24 protein-coding genes, 1 tRNA gene and 1 pseudogene are annotated in these 25,341 nt (G+C 57.0%); 15 read left to right on the top strand and 11 right to left on the bottom strand.

The window, feature by feature from the left end; genetic code table 11:
* Window positions 1–1,521: 1,521 nt before the first annotated feature.
* Complete coding sequence (locus MESOP_RS27220; protein WP_013896556.1) at window positions 1,522–3,204, bottom strand: cytochrome P450; 1,683 nt, start codon at window positions 3,202–3,204, stop codon at window positions 1,522–1,524.
* Window positions 3,205–4,256: 1,052 nt separating this feature from the next.
* On the opposite strand from MESOP_RS27220, the gene MESOP_RS27215 reads away from it, so the two are divergent.
* From MESOP_RS27215 to MESOP_RS27200, 4 genes are all read left to right on the top strand, one after another.
* Window positions 4,257–5,525 (top strand): molybdopterin molybdotransferase MoeA, encoded by a 1,269-nt coding sequence (locus MESOP_RS27215; RefSeq protein ID WP_013896555.1) that lies wholly within the window; start codon window positions 4,257–4,259, stop codon window positions 5,523–5,525.
* A gap of 409 nt (window positions 5,526–5,934) precedes the next feature.
* Window positions 5,935–6,534, top strand: coding sequence for a cold-shock protein (locus MESOP_RS36620; protein ID WP_013896554.1), 600 nt, complete (start codon window positions 5,935–5,937; stop codon window positions 6,532–6,534).
* Between the two features lie 75 nt (window positions 6,535–6,609).
* Window positions 6,610–7,980: an AAA family ATPase gene (locus tag MESOP_RS27205; protein ID WP_013896553.1), complete on the top strand. Its 1,371-nt coding sequence runs from the start codon at window positions 6,610–6,612 to the stop codon at window positions 7,978–7,980.
* Window positions 7,977–8,762 carry an HNH endonuclease family protein gene (locus MESOP_RS27200; RefSeq protein WP_013896552.1) on the top strand — a complete coding sequence of 262 codons (786 nt, stop codon included), beginning with the start codon at window positions 7,977–7,979 and terminating at the stop codon, window positions 8,760–8,762. The genes MESOP_RS27205 and MESOP_RS27200 overlap by 4 nt, the downstream gene beginning before the upstream one ends.
* 14 nt (window positions 8,763–8,776) lie before the next feature.
* On the opposite strand, the gene MESOP_RS27195 is transcribed toward MESOP_RS27200, so the two are convergent.
* The 7 genes from MESOP_RS27195 to MESOP_RS27170 form a co-directional block, all read right to left on the bottom strand.
* Window positions 8,777–9,424, bottom strand: a complete 648-nt coding sequence (locus tag MESOP_RS27195) for an aKG-HExxH-type peptide beta-hydroxylase (protein WP_150111233.1) — start codon at window positions 9,422–9,424, stop codon at window positions 8,777–8,779.
* Window positions 9,425–9,608: 184 nt separating this feature from the next.
* On the bottom strand, window positions 9,609–10,214 hold the full coding sequence (gene yhhC, locus MESOP_RS27190; RefSeq protein ID WP_013896550.1) for a cyclophane-containing peptide 2OG-Fe(II) oxygenase YhhC: 606 nt from the start codon (window positions 10,212–10,214) through the stop codon (window positions 9,609–9,611).
* 7 nt (window positions 10,215–10,221) lie between these two features.
* Entirely contained in the window at window positions 10,222–10,392 is a 171-nt protein-coding gene (gene yhhA / locus MESOP_RS35855; RefSeq protein ID WP_013896549.1) for a YhhA family cyclophane-containing RiPP, read from the bottom strand.
* 11 nt (window positions 10,393–10,403) lie between these two features.
* A complete protein-coding gene (yhhB, locus tag MESOP_RS27185) occupies window positions 10,404–11,552 on the bottom strand; it encodes a cyclophane-forming radical SAM/SPASM peptide maturase YhhB (RefSeq protein ID WP_013896548.1) in 1,149 nt (382 codons plus the stop codon).
* On the bottom strand, window positions 11,549–11,725 hold the full coding sequence (gene yhhA / locus MESOP_RS35850; protein WP_013896547.1) for a YhhA family cyclophane-containing RiPP: 177 nt from the start codon (window positions 11,723–11,725) through the stop codon (window positions 11,549–11,551). Before yhhA (MESOP_RS35850) ends, yhhB begins: the two co-directional genes overlap by 4 nt.
* Window positions 11,726–12,356: 631 nt before the next feature.
* The gene (locus MESOP_RS27175) at window positions 12,357–12,548 is read right to left on the bottom strand and encodes a hypothetical protein (RefSeq protein ID WP_041164362.1); all 192 of its coding nucleotides are present in this window, start codon (window positions 12,546–12,548) and stop codon (window positions 12,357–12,359) included.
* Entirely contained in the window at window positions 12,548–12,733 is a 186-nt protein-coding gene (locus MESOP_RS27170; protein ID WP_041164361.1) for an H-NS family nucleoid-associated regulatory protein, read from the bottom strand. Before MESOP_RS27170 ends, MESOP_RS27175 begins: the two co-directional genes overlap by 1 nt.
* Before the next feature lie 622 nt (window positions 12,734–13,355).
* Between MESOP_RS27170 and MESOP_RS35305 the strand changes: the two genes are divergently transcribed.
* The 8 genes from MESOP_RS35305 to MESOP_RS27135 all read left to right on the top strand — a co-directional run bounded on the left by MESOP_RS35305 (window position 13,356) and on the right by MESOP_RS27135 (window position 21,448).
* Window positions 13,356–13,655 carry a hypothetical protein gene (locus MESOP_RS35305; protein WP_013896546.1) on the top strand — a complete coding sequence of 100 codons (300 nt, stop codon included), beginning with the start codon at window positions 13,356–13,358 and terminating at the stop codon, window positions 13,653–13,655.
* A 32-nt stretch (window positions 13,656–13,687) separates the two neighbouring features.
* Window positions 13,688–14,461, top strand: coding sequence for a hypothetical protein (locus MESOP_RS27165; RefSeq protein WP_013896545.1), 774 nt, complete (start codon window positions 13,688–13,690; stop codon window positions 14,459–14,461).
* 288 nt (window positions 14,462–14,749) lie between these two features.
* Entirely contained in the window at window positions 14,750–15,925 is a 1,176-nt protein-coding gene (locus MESOP_RS27160; RefSeq protein ID WP_013896544.1) for a DUF2235 domain-containing protein, read from the top strand.
* Between the two features lie 375 nt (window positions 15,926–16,300).
* Complete coding sequence (locus tag MESOP_RS27155; protein ID WP_013896543.1) at window positions 16,301–17,629, top strand: AAA family ATPase; 1,329 nt, start codon at window positions 16,301–16,303, stop codon at window positions 17,627–17,629.
* Window positions 17,630–18,529, top strand: coding sequence for a hypothetical protein (locus MESOP_RS27150; protein ID WP_013896542.1), 900 nt, complete (start codon window positions 17,630–17,632; stop codon window positions 18,527–18,529).
* A gap of 611 nt (window positions 18,530–19,140) precedes the next feature.
* Window positions 19,141–20,046, top strand: a complete 906-nt coding sequence (locus tag MESOP_RS36050; RefSeq protein ID WP_013896541.1) for an abortive infection family protein — start codon at window positions 19,141–19,143, stop codon at window positions 20,044–20,046.
* Entirely contained in the window at window positions 20,043–20,879 is an 837-nt protein-coding gene (locus tag MESOP_RS27140; protein ID WP_041164358.1) for a hypothetical protein, read from the top strand. Before MESOP_RS36050 ends, MESOP_RS27140 begins: the two co-directional genes overlap by 4 nt.
* Window positions 20,861–21,448 (top strand): Shedu immune nuclease family protein, encoded by a 588-nt coding sequence (locus tag MESOP_RS27135; protein ID WP_049802399.1) that lies wholly within the window; start codon window positions 20,861–20,863, stop codon window positions 21,446–21,448. The genes MESOP_RS27140 and MESOP_RS27135 overlap by 19 nt, the downstream gene beginning before the upstream one ends.
* Window positions 21,449–21,780: 332 nt before the next feature.
* Here the strand turns inward: MESOP_RS27135 and MESOP_RS34120 are convergent, their stop codons facing one another.
* Window positions 21,781–22,017: a helix-turn-helix transcriptional regulator gene (locus MESOP_RS34120; protein ID WP_041164356.1), complete on the bottom strand. Its 237-nt coding sequence runs from the start codon at window positions 22,015–22,017 to the stop codon at window positions 21,781–21,783.
* Window positions 22,018–22,153: 136 nt separating this feature from the next.
* Between MESOP_RS34120 and MESOP_RS34115 the strand changes: the two genes are divergently transcribed.
* The 3 genes and pseudogenes from MESOP_RS34115 to MESOP_RS36810 form a co-directional block, all read left to right on the top strand.
* Window positions 22,154–22,744: a hypothetical protein gene (locus MESOP_RS34115; protein ID WP_013896539.1), complete on the top strand. Its 591-nt coding sequence runs from the start codon at window positions 22,154–22,156 to the stop codon at window positions 22,742–22,744.
* 92 nt (window positions 22,745–22,836) lie between these two features.
* Window positions 22,837–23,067 carry a hypothetical protein gene (locus tag MESOP_RS27120; RefSeq protein WP_167313576.1) on the top strand — a complete coding sequence of 77 codons (231 nt, stop codon included), beginning with the start codon at window positions 22,837–22,839 and terminating at the stop codon, window positions 23,065–23,067.
* A gap of 44 nt (window positions 23,068–23,111) precedes the next feature.
* A pseudogene (locus tag MESOP_RS36810) lies at window positions 23,112–24,110 on the top strand (recombinase family protein); the annotation flags it as partial.
* 576 nt (window positions 24,111–24,686) lie between these two features.
* On the opposite strand, the gene MESOP_RS27095 reads toward MESOP_RS36810, so the two are convergent.
* A tRNA-Gln gene (locus tag MESOP_RS27095) sits at window positions 24,687–24,761 on the bottom strand.
* Window positions 24,762–24,878: 117 nt separating this feature from the next.
* A complete protein-coding gene (locus MESOP_RS27090; RefSeq protein WP_013896537.1) occupies window positions 24,879–25,223 on the bottom strand; it encodes a VOC family protein in 345 nt (114 codons plus the stop codon).
* Window positions 25,224–25,341 lie beyond the last annotated feature (118 nt).

Raw genomic sequence — 25,341 nt, 5'->3', positions numbered from 1 at the left:
CACTCCTCTCTGAGACAAGTTCAATGACTGGGAAGGGGCCGGAAGGGGACTGGCCGCTTCTGGAGAGCGAACCCAATAAAGCGGACTTACCAATACGGTTTGAATACCGTCCGGCGGGACGTGCGGGATACCGATGAGCAATATGTCTACTCGATAGTCATCCAAAACCCTTCTAAATCATTGCTTGGATACCGGCACCGATAGGCCGAGTTGACGTTTGCACGTCTCGGGAACCTACGTCCTGCTGCGGAAATCGATGATAGGACTCGGTGGATCACCGGCGTCATTCTCAAACCGCTCGATCAAGCCATCTCCTCTCTGAAGACGGATAGTGCGCTCTCAGGAGAAGACGCCATATCGCTCGTCGGCCGAGCGCTTTTCATGCGTTTCCTTGCTGATCGTGCTCTGTTGCTGTCGACCAGAGACATTGTTGCCGTTGATACGGGGTGGGAGTGGCACTGATCCCGAGGATTATGAACTTTTCGATCAACCCGATTTGGTACGTCTTTCCTGCTCGTGGCGCTATAAGACCTTCAGTGGTGACCTGCTACCGCTCTCGGACGAGGTATTTCAGAAACTTACGCTGGTAGCATGTCATGTGCTTGGCAATATCTTCGCGTCGGGCAGAAGGTGGCCAGTTATCGTTAGGCTGGCAGGAGCGGTGGGATAATCTTGATTTCTCGCACATCCCTGGTGCGACGACCTCAGCGCATCAGCAGCTTACTCGCACCTGACATGCCAATCGATTGAGTTAGGAGCAACGATAAGGAAACAAATTTTTTCGAGTGGCGCATTGAGCCCAGCAAAGGGGCTGATTAGGGCCGCGCGGATATCAGAATTTGACGCTCAGCGGCCGATAAGTTCATATCTTAGTGTCGGTCCTGTGGATCAAAATGCAGCGAGATCGCCACATGTCTTACGACGAACGGACGGCCTGTTCGCTGGTGACGATGAGAACTGGCAAACCAAGACGGATCAGATACCGCTTGAGTAATGTGTGTCGCCGGTTGCATCTTTCCGACGTATTGGCGCCATTTCTGCATCGCCCTATCAATTCGACTGTTGAAGCAATAAACAATGATGCCTCCCGTGTTCTGGCCTGGTGCGCCTGTAGAGTATCGAGTGAGAAGTTGCTTTAAACCCGCGTACAAATATCCACAGCCTCGATTTATTTTTGCCTCTCCAATCCAAAGAAAATCATCTCGACCTTCTATTGCAATATCACAATGCCCTCCAATAGCGGAGTCATGAGTTGCCGACATCCCCATCGATCTTAACAGTGATACAATCTCTACTGTGAGTGCGTCTTCGGAGTGACGCTGCTTATATTGAACCCACCTCGCTAACTCTTTGCCTGCATACTCTATGGCACAATTGACACATTCCGTCCGTTGATCATTATTGATCGAAAAGCAGTAATTAAATCGAATTCTACTTGCCGTATCGGGCATCAGCGTCAGAAGATCCTGAAGTGAATATCGAAGATGCTCAATATCATCTGCTTGAGCTCTAGTTTTCGTATTACGTTCTTTTAACACCGATATTTACCTTTCTGAATTCATCCGAGGCATAAAAAATTGGGAAAGTATCCTTAAACATCAATGGTTGTTTATCGATATCATCTATAAAAGATTCTGTATTTATATCTTTTCTATTTACTTTTTCGAACCTTCCATATTTGTCTATCGAGTAGTACGCCACTGATAGGACAGGTTGCCTGGATTGCGTAAGTATAGTTATGGCTGTCATTAAATCTACGTCGGGCGCTCGCTTCCCTGTTATACCACAAAGTCGGCTTAGGCTTATTCGATCAGAATGCGTAGATGATCTGGCGATGAGAAAGCGGATAATCAATTCACATAGGGAAGAAATACTAGGATCGTACTGACTGAGATCAAGAGACGTCTTCCAGGCGTCAGCCACGTCGAACTCAACGCAGAGCCTCTCGGGATAGGTGCCACGCCGTGTCAGCCGACCAATTGAGCCTGCGGCGCGTTGAAGGCCGGCCTTGGCAAAGAGCGCGCGAAAACTCTCCGCGATTTGCACCCGCGCGACCTCCGCGCCTATGCAAAGGTGCAAGCCGTGGCCGTAAAGTAGGTAATCTCTGCCGGGACGGCTGGTGTCGAATCGCTCGGGATCGATCACAGCGTCTTTGTCAAACATCGCCGATAGGATAGAGGGTATGACGATCGTTCCCGCGCGCAGAGTTTTTTCCCGCCGCGTGCCACTGGCGATGACGGCGTCGCGCGCGACATAGCGTAATGGCCCGAGATAGATTGGCTTAAAGCGCATGGCCTCGAGGATGGCCTTGTCGAGCGCGGCATCGTTGCCTGAGTCGATTGCGTCCTGCACGGCCTTACGCGCGTCGGTGCGGTTAAGCACAACGTCGAGCGCGTTGCCCCCGGCAAGCAGATTGGTCGGCGCGAAGCTCGACACCATGCCCATCATGATGGAACGTATGTCATCAAGGGACAGCCTCCCAGCTTCGTGGATCGCCACCAGGCGGGCGAGCGGCTTGTCGGTCTTGCTGCCGGCAAGCACCGTTTCGATCGACTGGTTGATGACGTCGCGCATCCTGTACGCGGCGACGCTCGCTAATTCGCGCGTCGCGGCCTTTTCAAACGGGTTAAAAAATAATTGGGAGCTCAGCGCGATCGACCAGTCGGCGAACTCCTCGTCGTTATCGAAGGCGAGGCCGAAATAATCCCGGCAGATGCGGACCGGGACGATCTTCAGGAGTTCGATGGCGTTGAACCCCGGCATAGCGGTCCGCGCGAGCGCTCGCGAGTGTAATCGAGCGATAGGACGTACTCGCGCCTCTACCTCGACGGGCGGGAAAGCGGAGAGGATAACGGATTTCATGCGGCGATAGTCCGAGCCGTCCTGCATGCCCAGAATGAAATTCACGCCTCCGGCCATTTCGGCCATGTCGCGACCGAACGGCGTCTCGAATTCCTGCCGCTCAAGGATGTCCCGCACATCGGCCGCCTTGGTGACAAGAGCGATGCGTCCGATGACCACCGTGGGCCAGAACCGCCGCAGGAGGGCGAGCCAGCCGCGCGGGTTCTCAAGTACTCGGGAAAGGAGGCCCGCCAGCAGCCCCTTACTTCGCAGCCGCTCCGGATCGAAAGGCGGTAGCTCAGCGACGGGTTTCTGCGCTTCCCGGGCATTCTTGACACCGTCGGAATATTTCGTACGGAACATCAATCGCTACTTGACTTCTTTACGTCGACAATCTGCGTCCTGATACTGCATGGCCGCTCCTCTCGCGGCTAGAGCATCTTCAACGACAACTGTCGAATACCACGAGGAGCCACGTTGTGTGTTGTGGTTCACGCTAGTGAAGCCCGAATTGTGACGCAGCACCAGCCCCTATGCGATCTTTAATAGGCCGGAACCGTCACCGTCCGAAGCCCGTGCCGTTGGCCAGCATTGCCCAATACCTTCATCGAGCCAAGAGTACCGAGCGTTCGAACGCAGGCTTGGCGACAACCAATCGCTCGGTACCTCCTCCATCGTCCGCTAATAGGTTAGCGTAACGGCTGCTTGGACGGCCGAATTTGAGGCGCAAAGCCGCCACTGGTGAGATGCGTAGTATTTGGCGATTGATTCCGGTCGAAAACGATCGATCGCGTGATCACGCTGGATCGGTCGAGATATTGCAGGCGGACAGCGCGTGACCAAAGTTCCCTGATCGGATCCTACCTTGCCCCATGCGTCGCAAAGTGGCTCTTCAACCACCTCAATCGGAGCGGGACCACTTCCTTGGGTAACGCTGGCGATCCAGTCAGTCGCGCAGGCGGCCATACCTGCCGTTAACGGTCTGCGGATACTTGCATTAGATTAGCCTTGAACGAAGATTCGAACTCGTGCTTGGTGACGTCATCGTCATCCTCACTGCTGATCGAGCCTTCATAGACCTCCAGCCGGTTGAGTGGCGCACGACCCGTCGTTTTTTCCTTACGACAACGAATCGAACGGAATAGAGGTCGACAGTCCGGCGCTTTAGACGCGGCTAACGGTGGCAGCCGAGACGCCGATCTCATGGGAACGGCCTTGTACGGCTGTAGGCCTGCGTGACGACGTTATGTCGGCCAAAGACGGGCATCGGTCGCGGGCAAACTGCTGCGGCAATCTAGTCGGCCTTCAAACAGAATGTCCTCATGACATCGACCACGTCATTGCTTACGTAGGAGTGTCTCGAACTGGCGACCAGGCCAACGTGTCTGGGACAGGCGTAGACGGGAGCGATCATAGTGTTTCACACCACACCATCTTTCCTGGATGCCGACTCGGGAGAGCGAGGTAAAGAAGCTATTCCCTTCGACGTTGCGGTCGCGAAGGCGGCAGCCCTCGCTCAGCCTACGCAGTTCTGGGAACGTCTCTCGCTGGCCGACGCGTTGGGCCGTCTTTGTGCGGTCGCCATCGGCTCAACGATCGCTCTGCCGCAGTTCGATAATTCCGCCATGGATGGGTTTGCTGTACGCACCTCGGATCTTGTCGGGGACGGACCGTGGGCGTTGCGGGTGGCCGAGCGAGTTGTCGCCGGCGACGTGCGCTTTCACGTCCACCCGGATACGGGAATGGCGATCAGGATCTTTTCTGGCGCCCCCGTGCCACGTGGCTTTGACGCCGTGGTCATGCAGGAGCAATGCGAACGCTTCGGGGACACGGTTACGGTGTTCGAGCAACCGTTACCGGGGCGGCACGTGCGTCTCGCTGGCGAGGACGTCATCCCAGGATCGGTGCTTGTCGAGCAAGGCAAGGCGCTATCAAGCAGGGACCTGACGCTGCTGGCCGCCGTAGACGCTGTCGATGTCGTGGTGCTGAAAAAGCTTCGGGTCGGCTTGCTCTGCACGGGTTCGGAATTGACGGAGCCGGGACAGTCTCTTGAACACGGCAAGATCTACAACTCGAACCGGGTCATGCTGCAATCACTGCTCGCTGCCTGCCCCTGGGCGGATATCATCGATTTCGGCACGGTGCCAGACAATCAGGACCTGATTGCCGACGTCGTCGCGCGCGCCGTTTCATCCTGTGACGCGCTGGTGACCACGGGGGGCGTCTCGGCTGGTGAAGAAGATCATATAGCAGCTGCGGTCTTGCGTCAGGGCGCCAGTCTCGATGTCGTTGAGGTCGCGATGCGCCCGGGCAAGCCGTTAAAGGTTGGGAAGATCGATGACATGCTCTTTGCTGGGTTGCCGGGTACGCCCAATGCGGCCCTGATCACATTCCGTCAGATCGTCCTGCCCGCATTACGCAGGCTGGCCGGTATTGCCGAGATCCAGTCACAATGGTTTTCGGCTGTGGCTGGTTTCAGCTGCAAAAAGAGACAGGGCCGGGCCGAGTTTGTTCCCGTTCGGATCTCTGGTCGAACCGTTACAGGCGAACCTGTAATCAAACTCCTCGAGCGCGGATCCTCCGCCAACCTAATGGCGATTGCGCTGGCCGACGGTATCGCCGTCTTACCTGCGGTCGCGGCTGAAATCACTCTCAATATGCCGCTGCGCTACGAGCCGTTCTAGGGTTCGTCGCAAGGAGTCCTGAACCCGTTAAGTCTGATCTGGATGGTGAAGCAAGCGCTCCTCGCTATCGCATCGCTCGTATTTTTCTGTCGCCACGGCAGCGATCGCGGAAATGTCGCGGACGATATCGTTTCCGGGATTGATACCGCCCGAACACGATGCGGGCGCATATGAGGGTTCGCGACCATGCCATCCTGGTTCTATTTCCAGCGGTCATGGCCATTATCAACAACAAGAGTTTGCGTTTTGGCGGCTGACATTCTGCTGAAATCCATTTACGGTCGCCAGCCTCGAGGATGTGCGTACCTCGCAGAGACTTCAGCTGGGTGGTCCTCGCCTTGCCGGCGTCCCCCGATGGAGATTATCGTCGTGGAAGCGCAGCGCTTCCTCCATACTGGTCGAGACAATCATGGGCAAATATAGAGACCATCGCGAGCCGCGCCGGCGGCGTCATGACGATGGCCCGGTTTCATTTCCGGAGCATACTTCCGAGCCGAGCTACTTTCAGCGGCCTTCAGCGGTAACCGCGGACGCGGTCAATGCCGAGGTGATGTGGTTCAACGCCGGCAAGGGTTTTGGCTTCGTGAAACTGCTGGACGGCACTGAGGCTTATCTGCCCGTTCGGGTGCTGGAGGCAAGCGGCACTCGCGATGTTTGCGAGGGGACTCGCCTCAAGGTCACGATTGAGGAAAGACCGAGAGGACACCAGGTGACGAAAGTCCGGGAGATCAGCAGCCAGATCGCAAAAACTCCCTCGCAGGTGCGCCTCGCTGAAGGGGTCATTGCCGGAACGGACGCGCGGGTGGAGTGCGAGGGCACGGTCAAGTGGTATGATCCCCAAAAGGGCTTCGGCTTTATCGCCCCCAACAAAGGTGAGAAGGATGCCTTCGTCCACGCCACTGCCCTTACACGCTCAGGGATCAGCGAGCTATTGGAGGGGCAAATGGTGTTGGTGGAATGCGGGCAGGGCAAGAAAGGCCTGGAAGTGCTGAGCATCCGCCTCGTCTAAATGCCTCTTTTTCAAAAGGGCCACGAATCGGTGCCGCTGCATGCTATGGCATCGTTTAAAAAAGGGCGAGGGCAAATGAGCGCCAACGACGCAAATTTCGTCTACTACTGCGAGCTGCGGCTTTCCAACGTCAAGGCCTTCACCCCAGGAACGGTGCTCGATCTGCGCCTCGACGGAAGGCCGGCGCCCTGGACGCTGATCCTAGGTGAGAACGGGCTGGGCAAGACCACCTTGCTACAGTGCCTTGCATTGATGCGGCCGATTTTGAATGTGGAACAGAGCGGAAAGACCGACGCACGTCCTCCGGATCGCGTCGAACCGGCTCTGCCAATTTACGATGACAATCTGCTGGTCGAGCTGGCGCGAATTGGTGACGAGCTGCAGGTGGAACTTGAGGCCGAGTTCTCGGTTGGTCGGGAGTTGCGTTCCAGTGAGCTGCCGAAAAATCACAGCAAGCCGGTTACGACAGGCGCCACGTTTCGAACCAAGCAGAGAGACTTGAGTGAATTCGAATTCACGAATGTCAAGCGGCGTGACGTTGTAGCCCCGTTGCTGGTTGCATATAGCGCGGCTCGCCATCCGCCTTACCGGCGCAGCGAGGTGGTTGCGGATCATGATGATCCCGCAGCCTCGCTGTTCAATCCCGAGATCGAACTTGCGGATGCAGTGCAAGTTTTGGAGAATCTCGACCATCTCACCTTGCGCAAGGACAAGCAGTCGAAGGCCCTCTACGTCAACATCAAGTCTGCGCTTGCGGAAATCCTGCCCGAGATTGGGGATCCCAAGCGCATTCACGTTTACGGCCCGCCATCGCCGAGCCAGCCCGACAAACCATCGGGTGTATGGATCGAAACCTACTCCGGTGAAGTTCCGCTTCAGTCACTCAGTGTCGGGTATCAGACTATGTTTGCCTGGACCGTTGATCTGGCGTGGCGCATGGCTCAACACCACACCACCTCTGAAGATCCGTTACGCGAGCCAGCTATCGTATTGATCGACGAGCTCGATCTGCACCTTCATCCGAAATGGCAACGGCGCATTCGCCGCGATCTGTCAAAGGTGTTTCCGCGAGTCCAGTTCATTGTCACCACACACAGTCCTGTGCTCGCCCAAACATACCTCGACACCAATATAGCCGTGGTTAAGCGCGATGGTGATCATGCGAGCATCGACAATGATCCAAAAACAGTAAGCAGTTGGCGGCTCGATCAGGTCAGCGTCAGCCTGCTTCACGACCTCGATCCCTATTCGCCAGAGATCGTCGAAGCGTTCCAGACACGGCGCGCATTGCTCGGCAAGAAACGGCTTAACGCAACTGAGAAGGCGCGGCTCAATGAGGCGAATATCCTGGTCGCGGCTATCCCAAGTGAACTCGATCCAGATGACCTGAAGGCGGCCGAACTGATCCGTGAAGCGGCCCATCTGCTTGCGACACGGCCGAAATGATTGGTTACACAAAGTCCACGACCGTGCCCTCGTCGCTCAAACGCGGCGTTCGTGCCAATACCGATAATTGTGACGCCTATGACGCCGACCCGACAGCCTACACCAAAGGCGTCGCGAAATTCGATATCTCGAACGGAATCTATGGCACCGACGTCGTAAAGCGGCGCCTGAAGGCTGATCAGCACGACAAGTGCGGCTTCTGCGAAGCAATCTTTGACGCTAATGTAGCCGGTGACGTCGAGCACTACCGGCCCAAGGGAGCAATTGATACTGGTGGTGGAAAAATCTACCCCGGTTATTATTGGGTTGGATATGCATGGAACAACCTTTCCTACGCATGTCCCGACTGCAACGAATATCGGAAGCGAGATCGTTTTCCCCTTGCAGTTGAGGGAGCTCGGGCGCGAAGTCACCACGACGACCTCACCAAAGAGGAGCCGCTGCTGATTGATCCCTATGGCGAAGCCGATCCACGCCAGCACATCGTCTTCCGCGGCGAAGCACCCATTGGACTGACACCACAAGGGACCATCACCATTGAATTGCTGGCGCTCGACCGAACCACGCTGGGGCGCGATCGTCTGTTGTATCTGGAAACATTGAGTGTTCTGTATGAGAGTGTGGTGCTTCTTGAGAACGACGTGCGGCCCGACGCCGTCGATTTCGTGGCGAGAGTTCGGGCACAGCTTGCCGCAGCGGTCCTGCCGAATGCGAAATTCAGCGCAGCTGCCGCTGATCACCTAACCGCATGCGCTGCGGGCAAGACGTATTTGCCTACCTAGACCCAACTCGCTGCCTAACTCACCAGAACAGAGCGCTGTGGGTCAGGCCCTGACCGATCGAGCAGGGAGCGGACGAGCCTACGTCCAAAATCAGTGAGCCCGGGGGAGGCAGCAAGTTCAGAAACTTGGTCGATCTCCTCGCCAATCTCGCGCAAGCGCCTGTCTGCATACGCTCGATCTTCGCTGGACTGCTCGGGGTTGGCGCCTATGATCGACAGCCACTCACTTATAGCCGTGAACACATAGAGACCGTGAACGAGGCCTTGTACCGGGCGCTGGCGTTGCTGCCAGGGCGAATAGCCATGGGCGGCCTGTTCGGCAACAATCGGCTCGCATTGCTCGATAAGAGTAAGTTGAAGATGCATTGCTTCATGCAGGAGCGATTCCGCGAGACGCAACATGGTGTGGCGCTCTCCCAGGGGTACTGAAACGAACACCGAAAATGGGACCGTTGGTTCGGAGTGACTGCAGTCATATCCCGGCGCGCAGGGCAGGATGGTGTGGACCGATCGGATCAGACTGGTTACGGCATCGGAGGCCTGCCCGAAAGCCAAGCACTTAAGGGCCCCGGAAATTGCACGCGCCGCCTCAGGCGCAGTCGCGGAGAAATCCCCGTCGTCGAATTTCTCGGTGAATGGTGCGGGCAACTGTTCAACGACCATTTGCGGTTGGGCAGGCACGGGCACCAGCGCGAGACTGACTGCACCGATCCACCTCGCCGTGGTGTAGCCAGACCTATTTTGGCCAGGCATGTCTGCCCAAAACCTGGCGACCAGTGTTTCTGCAAGGCCCGGAAACCAACAGGGCTCGTTGCTATGCAGGCGACGGACGAGGTCCACTGCAATGTCAGTTTTTAGCGGCATAGAAAGAGTAAACGAGCGTGAAACGCACCCCACCGTGGACGCGCGATACGGCATGGTGCGAGTTTGACGAGATGGCGAACCCGATCGCAGTGCCAGAGATGGGCCGCAGTATACGGTGAACGTCGTTGGCATCGTCACTGTTGAAAAGCATGAAAAAGCCACCGTCTTCATCGGAAAGACCACGATTGAGTTGGACCGTGAACCGATGCGTCTCGCCCCCCTCGCGTAAGTCATTGTGAATGGCGATACGCTGTCCAGGATCCAGCCTATGCGCAACCAGTTGGACGTCGGGACTGAGCCTTGTGTCAAGCGCGTCTTCTATCTTTTGACGCAGCGTGTCGAGCGTCGCAGGGGCGATAAGGACGGCGATTGCCGCAGGAATGTCGGCATCACGCATGTCAAATTCGAACTGCTCATAAAAGTCGGTTTCGACCAACTTCCATGGCGCGGTGGTTTCGAACCAGTCCAGCAGCGCCGCCTCGATGTCCGGCGTGCAGCAGCGCTCGGCCACGAAATAGCGAAAGGGCTTCTCCACAGGCTGACCTGGGGTCATAGGCGCATGCGGATCGGCCCAGCGAAAAGTTGTCATGATCAGCTCAGCGGTTATGCCTGTGATAGGTGCGGTTGTAGAGCGTCACATCCAGCGGACCTTCGAGATCTTTCTGGCGAACTTCGGCGATAAGACGCTGGAGTGCAACACTATCGACCAGTGCGAGGTCAATCTCCGGCGGCTTTTGTTCAGGTGGCGCGATCGGGTCACGGCGCATTGTTCAGTTCCTCAAAGTTCTTGACGTTCGGCGGCTTCGACCACGCGGCGCATGCGCGCAATAAGATGCCGTTGATCGGCGCAGAAAATTGAGGGGTTGTCATAACCGCGCTCCGCGCTCCAACGATGCGCTACCATTCCGCCTCCGCACACTGCAAGATCGGGGCAACTTGCGCAGATCGCTGATATAGGTCGCTGCTGGTGATAATAGGCACTGAACTCGTCGCTCCCAAAGACATCGTTGAAGCTATGATCGAAAACTGACCAGCGCTGATCGAAGCGGTCGGCGCCTGCGCCGGCAACCTTCAGAGTATCGTTCTTTTCAATCGTGCCATCTGGTTCGATCACCAAGATGCCGTAATCCGCGGTTCCCACACCCTCCTTCATCGATCGCCCACCGAGCAGGAGGCGAAGGATATCATCGAGCAGACGGATGGTGGGAGGATGGGGGTCGGCCAGATAAACGTCCAAGAGACCCTCCAGCCAAATGCCATACTCTATCGTCTTGGCGGAACGCTTGCCGAATGGGAGTTTGTCCCAATTGCCGTCGCGCGGCAGTACGTCGAAGCTCATTGCGCCCGTTTGTTTTAGAGCGGCGTAGACCTCGGCCGGATTGCTATCGGGATCGATGACGGCAAGCACTCCTGCCAACAACGCTCTGGAGTCCTCCCTTGCCATGAGACGCTCGACACCGGCTCGCACGCGAGCGAACGACCCTTTACCGCGATGGTCGAGACGGAACCGGTCATGCACAGCCTGGGGTCCGTCGATACTGACCGATACGCCAACATCGTAACGCACAAGCACATCGATTATCCGATCGCTGATCAGAGCGCCGTTGGTCTGGATGTGAATGCCGCACGGATGTGGCAGAACACCTCGTAGAGTTGCGCAGAAGTGCTCGAGCCGGGTGGCACCGAGCAACAGCGGCTCGCCGCCATGAAGCACGACACTGAAAGGAACGGCCTGCAACGCTAACTGATCCGAAAGCCGCTGTGCGACCATCTGGATAACGGCATCCGACATCTGCTTGGGCTGGGAACGCCAAGCCTCGTCGCCCATGTGATAAATGTAGCAATAGCTGCAATCGAGATTGCACCTGCTGGCTACCTTAAGAAGAACCGTATCCAGCTGGCGGCTGCCAACGTGCTGCGACGTCACCGATTGTGCCGATTGTAGGTTCGGTTGTACGAGCCGGCGAGCGTCACAGGCGAGCTCTCGCCAGATCGCACTTCGGCAATCACCCGGGCAAGCGCAATGCTCCCAAGCGCCACATCGGCTCCGGAAACGCTTTCGCTGCTTGCTTTCTGTTCAATCCTGATTTCCGCGCCCATCGCCGCCTCCTGGTTCATTCCCTACGATAGCAGATACCCTGGCGGATTTCCAGCCCTATTTTTACATTTATCTTTTTAGTATATATCTTCTCATGCGACTTCTATACAATATTGATTTCTGTTATATCGCCCTGTACATTATCTTTTAAAACTACTCATCATATAACGTAGAGAAATACTTTCGAACCCGTGGAAGATCGGAGACAGCCGCTGAGGCTGCCGCAGACCTGCGGGACACTGGACGAGAGGAGAGCAAAGCGAACGATGCGCTTGCTGTCATTTCCCCGCAGTACGATGGCCGGTCACCGAATGGGTGCCGTGAGGTCACGGGACAGCCAGAACCCTGTCACGCCATGATTGTCCCGAAAAAAAGAACGATTGCTTTGAGTTGATGCCAGCAGGGTGGGTGTCAGACTGCCGCTGCCTTCACAAGAAACCCGAACGTGTTGATAACGGGCGGCCACCAACGCAACACCAGTCGGCGATGGAGGCGTCCGAAAAGAATATTGCGCGGGCGCCCGCAATCCTCTGCGGCAAGGCGGTTGATGGATGACGCCATGAAATTGATCATGCAACTGGTGACGCTACTGACAACCGCCACCGTGGTTCACGGCATTACAGAACGACAGCCTCAACCAATTTGGATTCTGATGTCGAGGCTAAAGTGCATGCCGATCGTAATCAGACCGTTCGACAGGGTTTGAACGCTTATCTCGGCCTTCTTGTCACACTGCTCTGCCACAAGGCTGGAGATTGCGGCTTTTAACTGGTCGCGCGTGGTAGGATCAATCTCCGTCAGCACCGGTACATCTGCATCAGCCACTAGCCTGAGACCTTGAAATCGTCGGCGCTTTTACCTTCAGCGATCAAGGCCACGAGCCACCGAGGCTTGGCGCCACGAGACGTCCAGGTCTCGCCATTCGGGCCGCGGTGCGTGACCTTCGACTTGGCGGGGGACTTACCGACATCGAGGGCGAGTTTGCCATTGCCGACACGATTGCCGTTCAAGACAGTCTTTCCGTTGCGGACGCGCGGTGCGTCCGTTTGATACCCACAGTGTCAATTCCACCCTTCGCTTTCCTCCGGCTATTTCCGGCCCCGTGGCTTCCGTCACTGCTGGCAGTCAGTTGGTCAAGCTCCGCCTGCAATTCCTGAATGCGGGCTTCCTTCCGGTCGACCAGCTGTTTGCCGACGTGGTCGTGAAGTTCAGTCAGCTCGTTCAGCGAAAGAGCAGATGAATCGGGGGGTGGTTTTCTTGGAGAAAGGCAGCCTCGCCATGAGAAGTACCCCACCAAGAGAATTATAGCTGGAGGCTAAACTCTTTTACGGGGAGCCAAGGGGAGGGTGCCGGTTGTCGGCGCACGCTGCACTGACCCAGAAACAGTTCCGGTTCAAAGGAGCCGCTTCAGGCGTGAAAGGATAGCTCAGGAGTTTTTGCGACGGGCGGTACTATTCACTCGATCGAGGCAATAGGGACCGGGGGAGGAGGCGGAAGAAAAGATCAACGGCACGATAAAATAAACTTGTGCACTCTTTTTGCAGCCCAAGAAAATCCAGGAAGAATCAGCCCAACAATGGAGCCCTGACAGACCAGAGGATCTTTAACCTCGGACCAAAGGGGGACGGTACAATGGCTCCAGTTCTCAGTAGGCGTAAGGCTAAAGCACTCATCAGCAAATTTGCCAAAGAAGCGCTTGCCGTCATTCCCAGTGAAAATATCTCGAACGTTACCGCAGCTCTTAGCGAACTTGCCGGAACCGGGAAACACGCCTGTACCATCCACCGTGAACCAGGCACGAAGACGGTCTGCTGCGCCATGCCAGCCTTGGATTGCGAGAAGCTCGACCGGTACCTGAAGACGCATGTCGATGCGTCCTATTACGCCAAAGTCGGCGTAAACGAGACCTGCATTCACGATGCCTGCACGTGAGCCGGGGCGACAACATGAGACAGGCTGCGAGAATGCTTCTTGCAATTCCGATTGTTCTTTCTGGCTGTGCCACCCCTAAATTCGATGTGGGAACGGACTACGGCTATCCAAAAATCACCGATGTCATCAAGCGCCTCAGCTGCGAGCTGACCGAACTTGTGAAAGACGGCGCCGATTCTCAGGAAGACCTTCTCGACAGCAACTATGATGTCGGTATCCAGCTGGAACTGGACGTCAGCGATAGCGGCGAATTGAACCCACAAATGAATTTTCCGGTCGATCCGACATTTGCGTTTCACGCGGGGTTTAAGGTTGGCAATTCGCGGACACAGCATTTTACAGAAAACCTCTATTTCGATCTCCACGAGCAGTACGAACTGTGGCAAGAGGCCGAAAAAGTTAAAGCAACCACCGGCAAGAACACGATGGAAGATTGCCCGAACGACGTGGGAACGCTCGCCGGCGACCTAGGCATAAAGCAGTCTGTCGCCCTCGCCCTGGCGTCATCCAATCGTCAACCATCCGAGCTTAAAGGCGCTGCCGGTGAGTTTGGAGGGTTCGTCAACTTCGTCATCACCAAGAATGTCAACGCGACCGGTCCGAGCTGGAAGCTCACCCATTTTGAAGGCCCGGGGTCTCTCGCGATGCTCCAACGCATCAACACGGACAAGATAACCTTTGGCTTTGCGCCAGGAAAACCGCCCAAGAAAGGAGGGAAAGCTTCACCGGCCGATAATCAGCGGCTCAAGGATATCCTAAACCAGCTGAACCTCGGGCAAATTCAATCGGCCATCATCATCCGCTGAAGGCTTCTTTTCAGCATGTCCCCACCTCGTAAGACAGTTCTGGAATTCGTCCGAAGCCTTTTGCAATCCGAAGGACTCCGACCGCGCCAGGAACAACCGTAAATGACGCAAGCGCGGACGGGGTTTGAACCTCCGATAACTGCCTGGTCATGCAGCGAAGGGCAATCCCCCTCCACTGGACGCTCGTAAAAGCCAGGGCTTTTCGGCGGCCGTGGCCGGTGCTGTTTATTGAAATTTGTTTGGCTGACGCCTTGCCCAAATTCGGCATGAAGCAATCGAGGTCTTTGGATGAAAAAGAACATCGTCATTTGCTGCGACGGCACCGGCAACGAGGTCGAAGGTGACCTGTCCAATGTTCTCAAGCTGTTTCGGATTGCGCAAAAAAACGAGGAGCAGATCGTCTACTACAATCCAGGTGTCGGCACGATTGGCCTCAGCAGCGAATGGAACAACGTCCTCCAGAACGCCAAAGGGATTTTCGGCCTGGCGACGGGCTATGGTCTGGACGACAACATCATGGATGCGTACCGGTTTGTGTGTCAGCGCTATGAGGACGGTGACAAGCTTTTCCTGTTCGGGTTCAGCCGCGGCTCCTACACGGTGCGTGCTCTGGCAGGATTGATCCACATGGCGGGTCTCCTCAGACCCGAGCAGCTCAACGTCGCAACCTATGCCTTAACCGCATACAAGCGGGCCAGCGAACAGAACAATCTTCACCTTGCATGGGACTTCGGACGGATCATGGGCACGCGGCGCGCCACGATCCATTTCCTCGGCGTGTGGGACACTGTGGCCTCGATGATTGTGCCGCGCAGGGACCGTTTCTATCTGCCCAGTCTGCGCACACTGCCGTTCACGCGCAAGAACCCGAGCGTGCGGTGCTTCCGGCAGGCCGTCGCGATCGACGAGCGGCGACGCATGTTCCGGCTGAACCGGTGGGAACCAGGACAAAACTACGTGCCGGTCCCCTTCGCCAATCCACCGAGCGACGTTCCACAGGACACTATGCAGATGGCATTTGCGGGCGTGCATTCCGACATCGGGGGAGGCTACCCCGAGTCCGAAAGCGGGCTTTCCAAATTCCCGTTGGCCTGGCTTACCAGCGAGGCAGCCGCCCAAGGCTTGCAGATAGATGTTGCAATGTATGACCACCTTGTCGACGGCAAGGTCTTGGCTGGCGGCAAACATGCCTATGTCGCGCCCGACGCCACAGCCGAGCTGCACAATTCGCTGACTTGGGGGTGGTGGATTCTTGAACTCCTGCCCAAAAGCGTGAAATGGCGGGAATGGAAACGGCGCTCCCTCTTCTGTTTGTATTTGCCATGGGCCGAGCCTCGCAGATTGCCCGACGACCTCCATATCCACCCTTCGGTAGAGGACCGGCACAATCGCTTGGCCAGCTACCGGCCAGTAAATGTCTGTTTTCCAGGCAACGGCGCGCCGCCTAGACCCGCTGCGCCCTGACAGTGCCCGTGCTCGCCCAACGCGTTCAAGCAGGACGGAAACGACAGCACATGGTTGTTCCCCAAGTGACGAGGCCGTTCTTGAACGAAAGGCGACACGGCGATTTAGACCAGCTCCGAAATCCGCTGCGACTGCCTGCATCAGCTGCTCCTTCGTCGAGCGACTTGAGTACGAACTTAAACGACCTTTTCGATGCGCGCAGCGGAGCTAGGTTCGCCTAAGGCGCAGGCGGCTTCGTTGAGGCACTCATGATAGACTACGGTTTGGAGAATTGGTCCGGGGAGCGATCGCTCCGCCCTCGAGCATGCAGACAGCGAACCCACTCCCTTCCGCCTTTCCGTGATATGGTCCCATCCACGTTGGAGATGTCGCGAGATGTATGTCAGAAGCTTGAAAGTGTCGAACTTACGATCGGTCGCCAAAGGGAGACTCGATCTCGTTTATCCTGGTCGAGCGTGCGACGGTCCGTTTCAAAAGGGCTTTCCCAACTGGCCGCCCAAGCTGCCAAACGTGAACGTGCTGCTGGGGATCAACGGCGCAGGCAAGAGCACCATGCTCGACGCGATCGCGTTGGCGGCAATGTCTCCAGTCGTATCCGAATCCTCGGGCTTCCGACCCTATGCCTTGATACGTCGCGTAGCGTCGGGTGATGCGCCCAAGACTGCCTCTATTGATGCGGAGATCGTGGTGCATCCGCAGGATATTGTGGACGCTCCCAAGAAGCGGACGGAGGTCATCCGGGAAATTGGGGCGACCGTTGAGCGCCGGGGCGACCTTGAGGTCCTGAAAGCGGTTCAGCATCCGGACCCATTGTGGGAAGGCATGTTCAAGGACCAGTCGCCAGCCTTCCTGATGGTGGGATATGGAGCCACTCGCAGAGTGGAGACTAACGCTCAAGTCGATGAGGCGCTTCGATCGCGCACTCGAGTGCTCCGATACGAGCGCATAGCCTCGCTCTTCGAGGACCACTTCACGTTGCGCCCCCTCTCGAGCTGGCTCCCGGAATGGCAATCAAAGAACCCGGGGCGCTATAAGCAGGTCGTGACGCTCATCAACAAGCTCTCGTTGAAGCACATCAAGTTCACGGGCCGAATCGAGCGCGGCGAGTATCTGTTCAAGGTTGGACGGAACCTCGTTCCCTTCAGCGCCATGTCGGACGGGTTCAAGGCCTTCATCGGGTGGATTGGCGACCTTTTGTATCACGTGTGCATGGGTTGCCCGAGCGGCAAACGGCTGGTGGACAATCAGGGCGTCGTGCTGGTCGACGAGATCGATCTGCACATTCACCCGGAATGGCAGCAGACGATGATTCCGGTGCTCGCTCTCGCTCTCCCAAATCTGCAGTTCATTTTCACATCGCATAGCCCATTGGTGGTTGGATCCCTCGAGCGCGCCAACATCATCCATGTTGAGACGGGCGCCAACGGAACGGCGAGGATGGCGCGACCGGATGAGGAGATCTACGGGAAGACCGCGGATCAGATCCTAAGGTCCGACATATTCGGCCTCAACTCGACTCGCGCCCCGGAATTTCGAGCTCAGCTGGACAAGCTCGCGGAGGCGGCGACGGATGGCGACAGGGAGGCTGCGCTCGACTTCATGCGCAAGGCGGCGCGAGGCAGCGGCGCGACGGAGGCAGCTCGATCTGACGAACAGCGCGAGATGCCGAGTTGGCTGAAGCCCTCTTCAATGGCGGGGGAGTGAATGATCCGCTACGCCGATGCGACACTGGAGAAAGTCAGCGCCATGGTCGACGCCGAAAAGCCCACCTGGCGCTCGAATGCCGAGACTCGAACCGCCGCGATCGTCGCAGCCGGCGCCTTTAGTAAGGGCGCGCCTTCCTGGAGCGACATCAAGGCAATCTTCATGCGCTTCCAGTCCAACAAGTGCGCTTTCTGCGAGTTCCCGCTCGGGGGAGAGTTCGCTGGCAAGGCAACTCAGGACGTCGAACATTTCAGGCCCAAGAATAAAGTAAAGGCTTGGCCCAATAAGGCCAAGAAACCCTCCTACGCGTTTAGTACCGGAGGTACCGGTAGCGGCTACTATTGGCTCGCGTACGATCTTTCTAACTACGCTGCTGCCTGCAAGGCCTGCAACACGGCAAGGAAGTCAAACTACTTCCCTATCGCTGGCGCAAGAGGCGCAGCAGCCAGCACTGCGGCCGAACTCAACGCTATCGAGCGGCCCTACCTCGTTTTCCCTTTAGGGGAAACGGATGAAGATCCCGAGTCGCTGATCACCTTCGCAGGCCTGGTCGCGTTGCCCAAGCAAGACGCGGATAGCCATGCACATCGTCGCGGCAGGATCACCATCGATTTCTTCGCGCTCAATCAGCGCGAGGAGCTATGGGAGGATCGCTTTCGAACAATCTATGCCCTCTTCGATGCCGTGGAGATAATGAAGACGAGCGCCAATGGGGAACGTCTCGAAATCGCGAGAAGAAGAATTGAAGACATGACCTCGACCGCAGGCGCTCAGGCATCATGCGCAAGGTCTTTCCTGCGACTGCTCGAGACCGATCCGCAGAAGGCCTGGGACTACTATGTGGCGGCCGAGGAATTCATCACCGACAATCGAAAGAAGAGGGCGCCCAAACTGGGCTGAAGCGGTCGGGCCATACGCCGCCGCGGCTTTCGATGGCCGGTGTCGCTTCGGTTCCTGCCTCGTTATGACCATGACCTACCAAGATGGCGGAGCACATTTCTAAGACGTCAATAACTTTCTCGATACGAAGCGTCGCCCCACGTGACGCGACAAAGCGGCGTCACCATGATGCCAGCCGTGACTAAGTCACTACGCATACCTGAAGCTGCGTCGTTTCGCTGACGCCGAGCAGGTTTTCCGCGCCGCCGCTGGAACCGGGGGCCACGAAGGCCCTGAAGGGCTTAAATGATGTTAAGACTGCGAGAGAGACAAAAAACCAGTAGGCGCTGCAAGACCGAGGGATACATCTTCCTCCCTCTGTAACTATGCCGGTTTGTTTCATCCATCGTGGTGTCGCCCAAGACAGGAAAGACGACCTATCTTATGGTTTGTGCATCTGCGTGTGAAAATCCGAAACAGAGCCCTTTTCAGGCAGGCAGCTTTGGGCGGAAGCGGTCCGGCAGCTAACAGTTGACGCAAGGGAGAAAGCCGCCGCCTGCCGGAGAGTCTCAAGCTCCTGAAAAACCCATCCTCAGGAAGTTACGCTGATTAATCTACTGTAACATTGGCGCATGCGAATCGATTTGTCAGATCAGTCGGTCGATGCCTTAGCCGAGATTATCTCGGGCGGCTCGGCCGGCGGCTACGAGCCGGCAATTGGCCTTTACCGGCAGGGGTGGCGGTTGGAGGCTTGGTTCAAGGGCTTTGGGGTACCCTTCGACATCAAAGGTGAGAGCCGTTTACCTGCCACCAAGACGGCCATCCATGGCGCAGTGTTCATCGACACAGGCAACGGCGAACTGCTCAAACGGATCATCGAGAGCGCGGCAGACCCGCGCGACTTCATCAAGGAGCCTGAGCGACACACCGCTGTTATCGAGTACCTCAACAAGCACTTGTTCTACGACGGACTCAAGTTAGAGCCGGCCGGGCGCACAATGCGCCTGGTCGAAATTGTGGAAACTGCCCCGGTTACCAATGAGCTTTCCGCAATGGCCGTCGGCATCGACTTCGATACGGTCAGCCGGGACCTAGATCGTGCGCTTCGAGCGGCCGCCGCAGACCCCGAGTTGGCAGTTACATCGGCTTGCGCAGTCGTCGAGAGCGTCTGCCGCTCTATCCTTGTCGAGCTGGAGCTCGACTTCCCTGCCAAACAGGACATCAGCTCGCTCTATCGCGCAGTACGCGATCCGCTTGGTCTAGATCCGATGAAAGAAGGTTTGGCGCCCGAAATCGTCAACGACGTGAAGGCGGTGCTCTCCGGTTTGGTTACTTCGGTGCAAAGCATCGGCTCACTCCGCACTCACGTCGGCGGCGCCCATGGCAAAGAGAAAGGCTTCCGACGTATCGATGCCCGCATAGCCAAGCTTGCTATCCATTCCGCGTCCGCGATCGCGCTCTTCATCATCGAGACGTGGCAAATGCGCCATCCTGGGCGTGCGCTGCCACTGCGCGACAAGCCGAAAGAAGCGTCATGAGTGAGAAGCCGATAATCCTGAAGTTGATGCCCGATCGCGCGGACGAAGGCCTTCGTGTCGCCTATCATCGGAAAAAGTTCGGTGATTATGAGATCGAGCTCCAAATCAAACCGGAAGCACTGAAAGCGGCGGCGAAAGCCACCCCCGACTTCGAGGCGCCGACAGAGCCGATCATTCTTGCTCGATACAAGGCCTCGACCCGCACCCTCACCACCTATCCGATCAGCACAACCTTCGGGGCCTACTTCCTCGAACCCAAATACCTCCATCTAGAGACCATCATTCTCGAAGACGTCGACTCACCGGGCGCGATCAAGGACGATGACTACCTTTACTTTGAGGAGTTGCCAGCAGGCATTATCAGGGAGCCCTTGGCCGGCTTCGGCTTGGCTTACGACATGCGATTCATCGCGGAGGCGGCAGAGCGCCAGAGCGGCGTTACTACGCTGCGAATCTCGGACGACAAAGGGGTATCCCGCAAGGGCGACGTGCTTACGATGTCGTACTCGATGTTCGACAAATTTCGTCGCGATATCAACCGTACGCACAAGCGATCCATCGACCTGGCAAACAGCGCGAAGCGCGAGTACCTCGACGCCAATCTCAACATGATGCTTGATCCAGACTTCGAGCTTCCGATCGGCGACGGTACCCGTCGGCCAGTCGCCGACATCCTTGCTGAGACGCTCATCGGCAGTCTCGATCGCCGGAGGCCGAAGCCAAGGCCGCAGCTCGCACGGTCAAGAAGTCGGTCAGGACGTTGGCAGAGAAAGGGGCGGGGGAGCTGTTCGAGCTACGTCGTGAAATCGAGCTCGTGTCGCTCGAGGAGCTGATTGAGATTTTCGATAAGAAGCTCAGCCAGACCGGTCTGCAAGAGCGTCACTGGCAGGAGTTCTTCAACGCAAACGCTTTCATTCTGCAGCTCGCTTTCAACCTGCCAGCGCTGGCCTTCGGCGACCAGGTCGCGGTCGGTGGCACGAAATTCGATGGTAGCGGCGGCAAGCTGGCTGATTACGCCATCAGGCTCGGACTGTTCGGCAACCTTGCACTGATCGAGATCAAGACGCCCAAGACGGCTTTGCTTGTGAAACGTCCCTACCGCGGTGGCGTATACGCGCCTTCCGAGGAACTGAGCGGTGCGGTTACGCAAGTGCTTGACCAGCGGCACCAGCTGCAGAACCACATCAACAGCAAGAAGATCGCCTCGAAGGCGTACGACGTCTTCACCTATGCGGTGCCCTGCATCGTGATCGCAGGTCAGTCGCCCGCCGCAGACGAAGAAAAGAAGAGCCTCGAGCTTTACCGCAATAACCTACGCGACGTGATTGTCATCACGTTCGACGAACTGTTCGCCAAGCTGAAAGCGCTCCATGAATTTCTGGCGAAGAAGCCCGAACCATGAAGCCTGAGCCACTGAGGCGAAAGCCGGTCGAGTCTAGTGACGATGACCTGTTCTAGTAACGCGGTCCGATATTGCCGCGCACTAACTAGCTACAGGGGAGAGCCCGCATTGGGTAACGTGGTGTTCTTATCACGCGACTGGGCTTGGCAGCCGTTGGCCACTGACTATCAGCGCGACCACTTTCCATCCCGTTTCGGACACGCCCTCATCGAAAAGCAGACTGGCCGCTTCTGTAGCTTGCGTGCCACATGCGAACGGCCGTGATGAGGCGCATTGCTGACATTGATCTGGAACAGATAATCCGTAATGCCGCCCGCAGGTGCCGCCTTCGGCTAGGTGTTTGCAATACCGCGTGCCAAGCGCACACCAGGGCCACCGCCATTCTCTGCAATGAACTCTATTCCGGCTGCTTCGAACGTTGCTTTAAGCTGAACTGTTGTGGACTGTTTCAACGTCTCGCCTCGTTCGAATCGCACAACCGTTTGAGTTGAGACTCCGGCCTCCTTAGCAAGCTCTAAAACGCCCCAGCCCAATGCAGCTCGTGCCATGCGACACTGCACCGGGTTCATAAAATCACCATAATATAGTGATTTCGATTGATCATATGCTGCACTTTGTGTAGTCTCGATTTCAATTGGGCGGCCGGATAGGTGATGCAACACCGATCCGGCCTGGCCACGTGCAAGCTGTTGTGGAGCTCGGATCATGGCTGATTCCGACAATAGCATGACTTTGTCTTCCGTCACGCTCGGGGGAGGTGGCGAGCAGGCTACAAAAAGATATGCTCGTTCCGAGGAAGCAGATCCGGCGCTTGCGCTGCTAAGAGATTGGTTGCGGGCGCAGCATGTCTCGCAAGTCCTCTGCCGAGTTCAGCAACGCCTGGAAACGCGCGTTCTCGGCGCAGCCTGTCCGGCGGCGACGGATGCGAAGGTTGGCTACTCGATCGCCTGCCAAGCGGAAGTCGAGGCTGCGACAGTGGCTTTGAAGATTCAGGATAGACTTCCGCGTACGCCCGCACACTCACTTCTCGGCGTTGTCGCCAAGCTGGAGATAATCGTGGGCGCAGATCGCGACATCGACGACCCAACAGATTTTCCCTGGCCACATATCGAGTCGATCCTGCATGACTTGAAGGAAATCACCGGGAGTGTGCCGCTTGAGCGACCTGATCGATCCATCGTTCAGGCGGACTGTCGGCGATATCAAGCAATCGCGGCCGATTTGATCGGTCTCGAAAAGCGCACCGCTGATCTCCATTTTGGTCAGCAACCGGCCGCTGGGATTGAAACAAAGTAGAAAAGGATACACAAGCGCACACAACGGCCATTCGGCGCTGAGGCGATCTAGGCCATCCTTGTCCCGATGGAGATATGCTCGGGACACAAACGGTGAAGGCGGCACGGCGTGCTGCAAAACGCGGCGCTAGACGCGACGCCGAGACCGATCTATTTTCATTCCATCGCGCCGTCGACGAAGCATTCCTGGAACGAACAGCCCGCTTGTTCGAGGCTCGCATGGGACGACCCCTGTCAGCGGAAAGTGCCCGGGAAATCGTTGACAATCTCGGCGAATTCTTCCGCGTCCTCGCCGAATGGGAGCGGATTGACCGGGCCAAATAGTTGACGCTTCGTGCTCACCTAAAGGCCTTCGGTGCGATCGAGCGATGAACGAGGGCCCCAAGATGAACCAACGACATGTACGGACCGCCGAGCGAGCAGGCCTTCTAAAGGCGCTGCTTTACGCGCGCGTCTCCTCCAAGGAGCAGGAGAAGGAAGGGTTTTCCATCCCGGCGCAATGCAAGCTCCTGCGCGACTACGCCCTGCAACAGCGGTTCGACATCGTGCAGGAGTTTATCGACGTCGAGACGGCCAAGACCTCTGGCCGGACCAACTTCACCGAAATGGTCAAGTATCTGCGAAAGCATCCCGGCATTCGAAGCGTGCTGGTCGAGAAGACTGACCGCCTTTATCGCAACCTGAAGGACTGGGTAACTCTCGATGAATTGGATGTGGAAATCCACCTTGCGAAAGAAGGTGTGACCCTATCACGAGACTCGCGCTCGTCTGAAAAGTTCATGCACGGCATCAAGGTCTTGATGGCCAAGAACTATATCGACAACCTGTCGGAAGAAGCTCGCAAGGGGCAGATGGAGAAGGCGGAGCAGGGTATATGGCCGACAAAGGCTCCGATGGGCTATGTCAATACTACGGGAAAGGATGGCAGAAAGGTTATTGAGCCGCATCCTGAACTGGCTCCAGTCGTCACACAGCTGTTCGAGCGCTACGCAACCGGCCGGTATTCGCTGAAGGCCTTGACTAAGGCAGCCCACGGCGATGGGCTGATCTATCCTAAGAGCGGCAATCCGGTTCCAGTCAGCACCGTGCATACGATCCTGCGCAACCGCCTGTATACCGGGCTGTTCCAGTGGAACGGCAAATTGCACCAGGGAAAGCACGAACCTCTCGTATCGATCGAATTATGGGAGCGGGTTCAGGGCGTCCTGACGGGCCGCAATTCGGTGCCGACCCACCCGATAGGAAACGAGTTCGCCTTCACTGGCCTGATGACCTGCACCGAATGCGGCTGCGCCGTCGTGGCGGAGATCAAGAAGGGTAAATACGTCTACTATCACTGCACCGGGCACGCCAACAAAGGTCGGGGTGGATATGGTGATTGCCGCCGCGAATACGTCCGCGAGGAAGTGCTCGACCAGAAATTCGCTAGCTTGCTTGACCGGTTGCATTTCGACGAAGAGATACTGGAATGGGTAAAGGCAGCCCTCTTGGCCAGCCATGCCGACGAGCGCCGCGAGCATGAACAGGCGATCCATCGATGCCAGGTCGAGTACAAGCGGCTCGAGGATCGGCTGCATGCCATGTATCTCGACAAGCTTGATGGCCGCATCGACAACGCCTTCTACGATCGGATGTCAGCACAGTGGCGGACCGAACAGACGCGGCTGCTTCGCGAGATAGAGCGTCATGGTAGCGCCGAGGAATCGTACATGGGGGACGGCATCCGGCTGTTGGAACTGGCACGCAAAGCCAGCCGACTGTTTGCGAAACAGCCTGCGCACGAGAAAAATCGACTCCTGAATCTGGTGCTCTCGAACTGCGAATGGGACAAAGGCGAAGTTCACGCCGTGTTTAGGCAACCGTTTGATCTACTTGCGAAAACGGTCGTGGCCGGTGCAGCAATGGGTGCACAGCAAGCAGCCTTATCGACAGGGAGTCCAGTTTGGCTGGGGCGCCAGGATTCGAACCTGGGAATGTCGGTACCAAAAACCGATGCCTTACCACTTGGCGACGCCCCAATAGCCGTCAGAGTCGCTTGTGCGGCGCGTTATTAGCAGAGCAGCCGAAAAGCACAATGCTTATAAGCGATGCCGAGAACGCCCTGCACGGCATGGTGCTGCCGACCATGTGAAGCGCTATTCGCTCCACACTGCCAACTCGTTGCCGGCCGGATCGACAAAGTGGAAACGCCGGCCGCCGGGGAATGAGAAGATCGGCTTGACGATCGTGCCGCCGGCACTTTCCACGGCGCGCAGGGTTTTCTCCAGATCCCTGCTGTAGAGCACGGGCAGGGGCTTGGCCGGTGCTTCCTCGGCCTCGGCCTGAAAACCTCCGTCCCACCCTTCAGCAAAGGCCGAATAGGTCGGCCCGTAGTCGGTGAACGACCAGGCGAAGGCGGAACTGTAGAAACCCTTCAGCCGGTCCAGCGTCCCGCCGGTCGCCGGCATTTCCAGATAGTCGAGTTTTCCATCCTGTTTCATGGGATACCCCTTTGTTCCCTTTATGTTCTAGTGGGGGCGTAGTGAGGTGGCAAGTCTTTTTTGCCGCACCCTTGGACATCGCTTTTTCTTAATCGATTGTAGGGGCCGGACGACTTTG

Source organism: Mesorhizobium opportunistum WSM2075 (genome assembly GCF_000176035.2).
GTDB lineage: Bacteria > Pseudomonadota > Alphaproteobacteria > Rhizobiales > Rhizobiaceae > Mesorhizobium > Mesorhizobium opportunistum.
This window is presented reverse-complemented; position numbering and strand designations above follow the sequence as displayed.

Coding starts and splice junctions, on each gene's coding strand:
- MESOP_RS27220 (WP_013896556.1), bottom strand. CDS start 3,204: ATGTTCCGTACGAAATATTCCGACGGTGTCAAGAATGCCCGGGAAGCG.
- MESOP_RS36620 (WP_013896554.1), top strand. CDS start 5,935: ATGGGCAAATATAGAGACCATCGCGAGCCGCGCCGGCGGCGTCATGAC.
- MESOP_RS27205 (WP_013896553.1), top strand. CDS start 6,610: ATGAGCGCCAACGACGCAAATTTCGTCTACTACTGCGAGCTGCGGCTT.
- MESOP_RS27200 (WP_013896552.1), top strand. CDS start 7,977: ATGATTGGTTACACAAAGTCCACGACCGTGCCCTCGTCGCTCAAACGC.
- MESOP_RS27195 (WP_150111233.1), bottom strand. CDS start 9,424: ATGGTCGTTGAACAGTTGCCCGCACCATTCACCGAGAAATTCGACGAC.
- yhhC (WP_013896550.1), bottom strand. CDS start 10,214: ATGACAACTTTTCGCTGGGCCGATCCGCATGCGCCTATGACCCCAGGT.
- yhhA (WP_013896549.1), bottom strand. CDS start 10,392: ATGCGCCGTGACCCGATCGCGCCACCTGAACAAAAGCCGCCGGAGATT.
- yhhA (WP_013896547.1), bottom strand. CDS start 11,725: ATGGGCGCGGAAATCAGGATTGAACAGAAAGCAAGCAGCGAAAGCGTT.
- MESOP_RS35305 (WP_013896546.1), top strand. CDS start 13,356: ATGGCTCCAGTTCTCAGTAGGCGTAAGGCTAAAGCACTCATCAGCAAA.
- MESOP_RS27165 (WP_013896545.1), top strand. CDS start 13,688: ATGCTTCTTGCAATTCCGATTGTTCTTTCTGGCTGTGCCACCCCTAAA.
- MESOP_RS27160 (WP_013896544.1), top strand. CDS start 14,750: ATGAAAAAGAACATCGTCATTTGCTGCGACGGCACCGGCAACGAGGTC.
- MESOP_RS27155 (WP_013896543.1), top strand. CDS start 16,301: ATGTATGTCAGAAGCTTGAAAGTGTCGAACTTACGATCGGTCGCCAAA.
- MESOP_RS27150 (WP_013896542.1), top strand. CDS start 17,630: ATGATCCGCTACGCCGATGCGACACTGGAGAAAGTCAGCGCCATGGTC.
- MESOP_RS36050 (WP_013896541.1), top strand. CDS start 19,141: ATGCGAATCGATTTGTCAGATCAGTCGGTCGATGCCTTAGCCGAGATT.
- MESOP_RS27140 (WP_041164358.1), top strand. CDS start 20,043: ATGAGTGAGAAGCCGATAATCCTGAAGTTGATGCCCGATCGCGCGGAC.
- MESOP_RS34120 (WP_041164356.1), bottom strand. CDS start 22,017: ATGAACCCGGTGCAGTGTCGCATGGCACGAGCTGCATTGGGCTGGGGC.
- MESOP_RS34115 (WP_013896539.1), top strand. CDS start 22,154: ATGGCTGATTCCGACAATAGCATGACTTTGTCTTCCGTCACGCTCGGG.
- MESOP_RS27090 (WP_013896537.1), bottom strand. CDS start 25,223: ATGAAACAGGATGGAAAACTCGACTATCTGGAAATGCCGGCGACCGGC.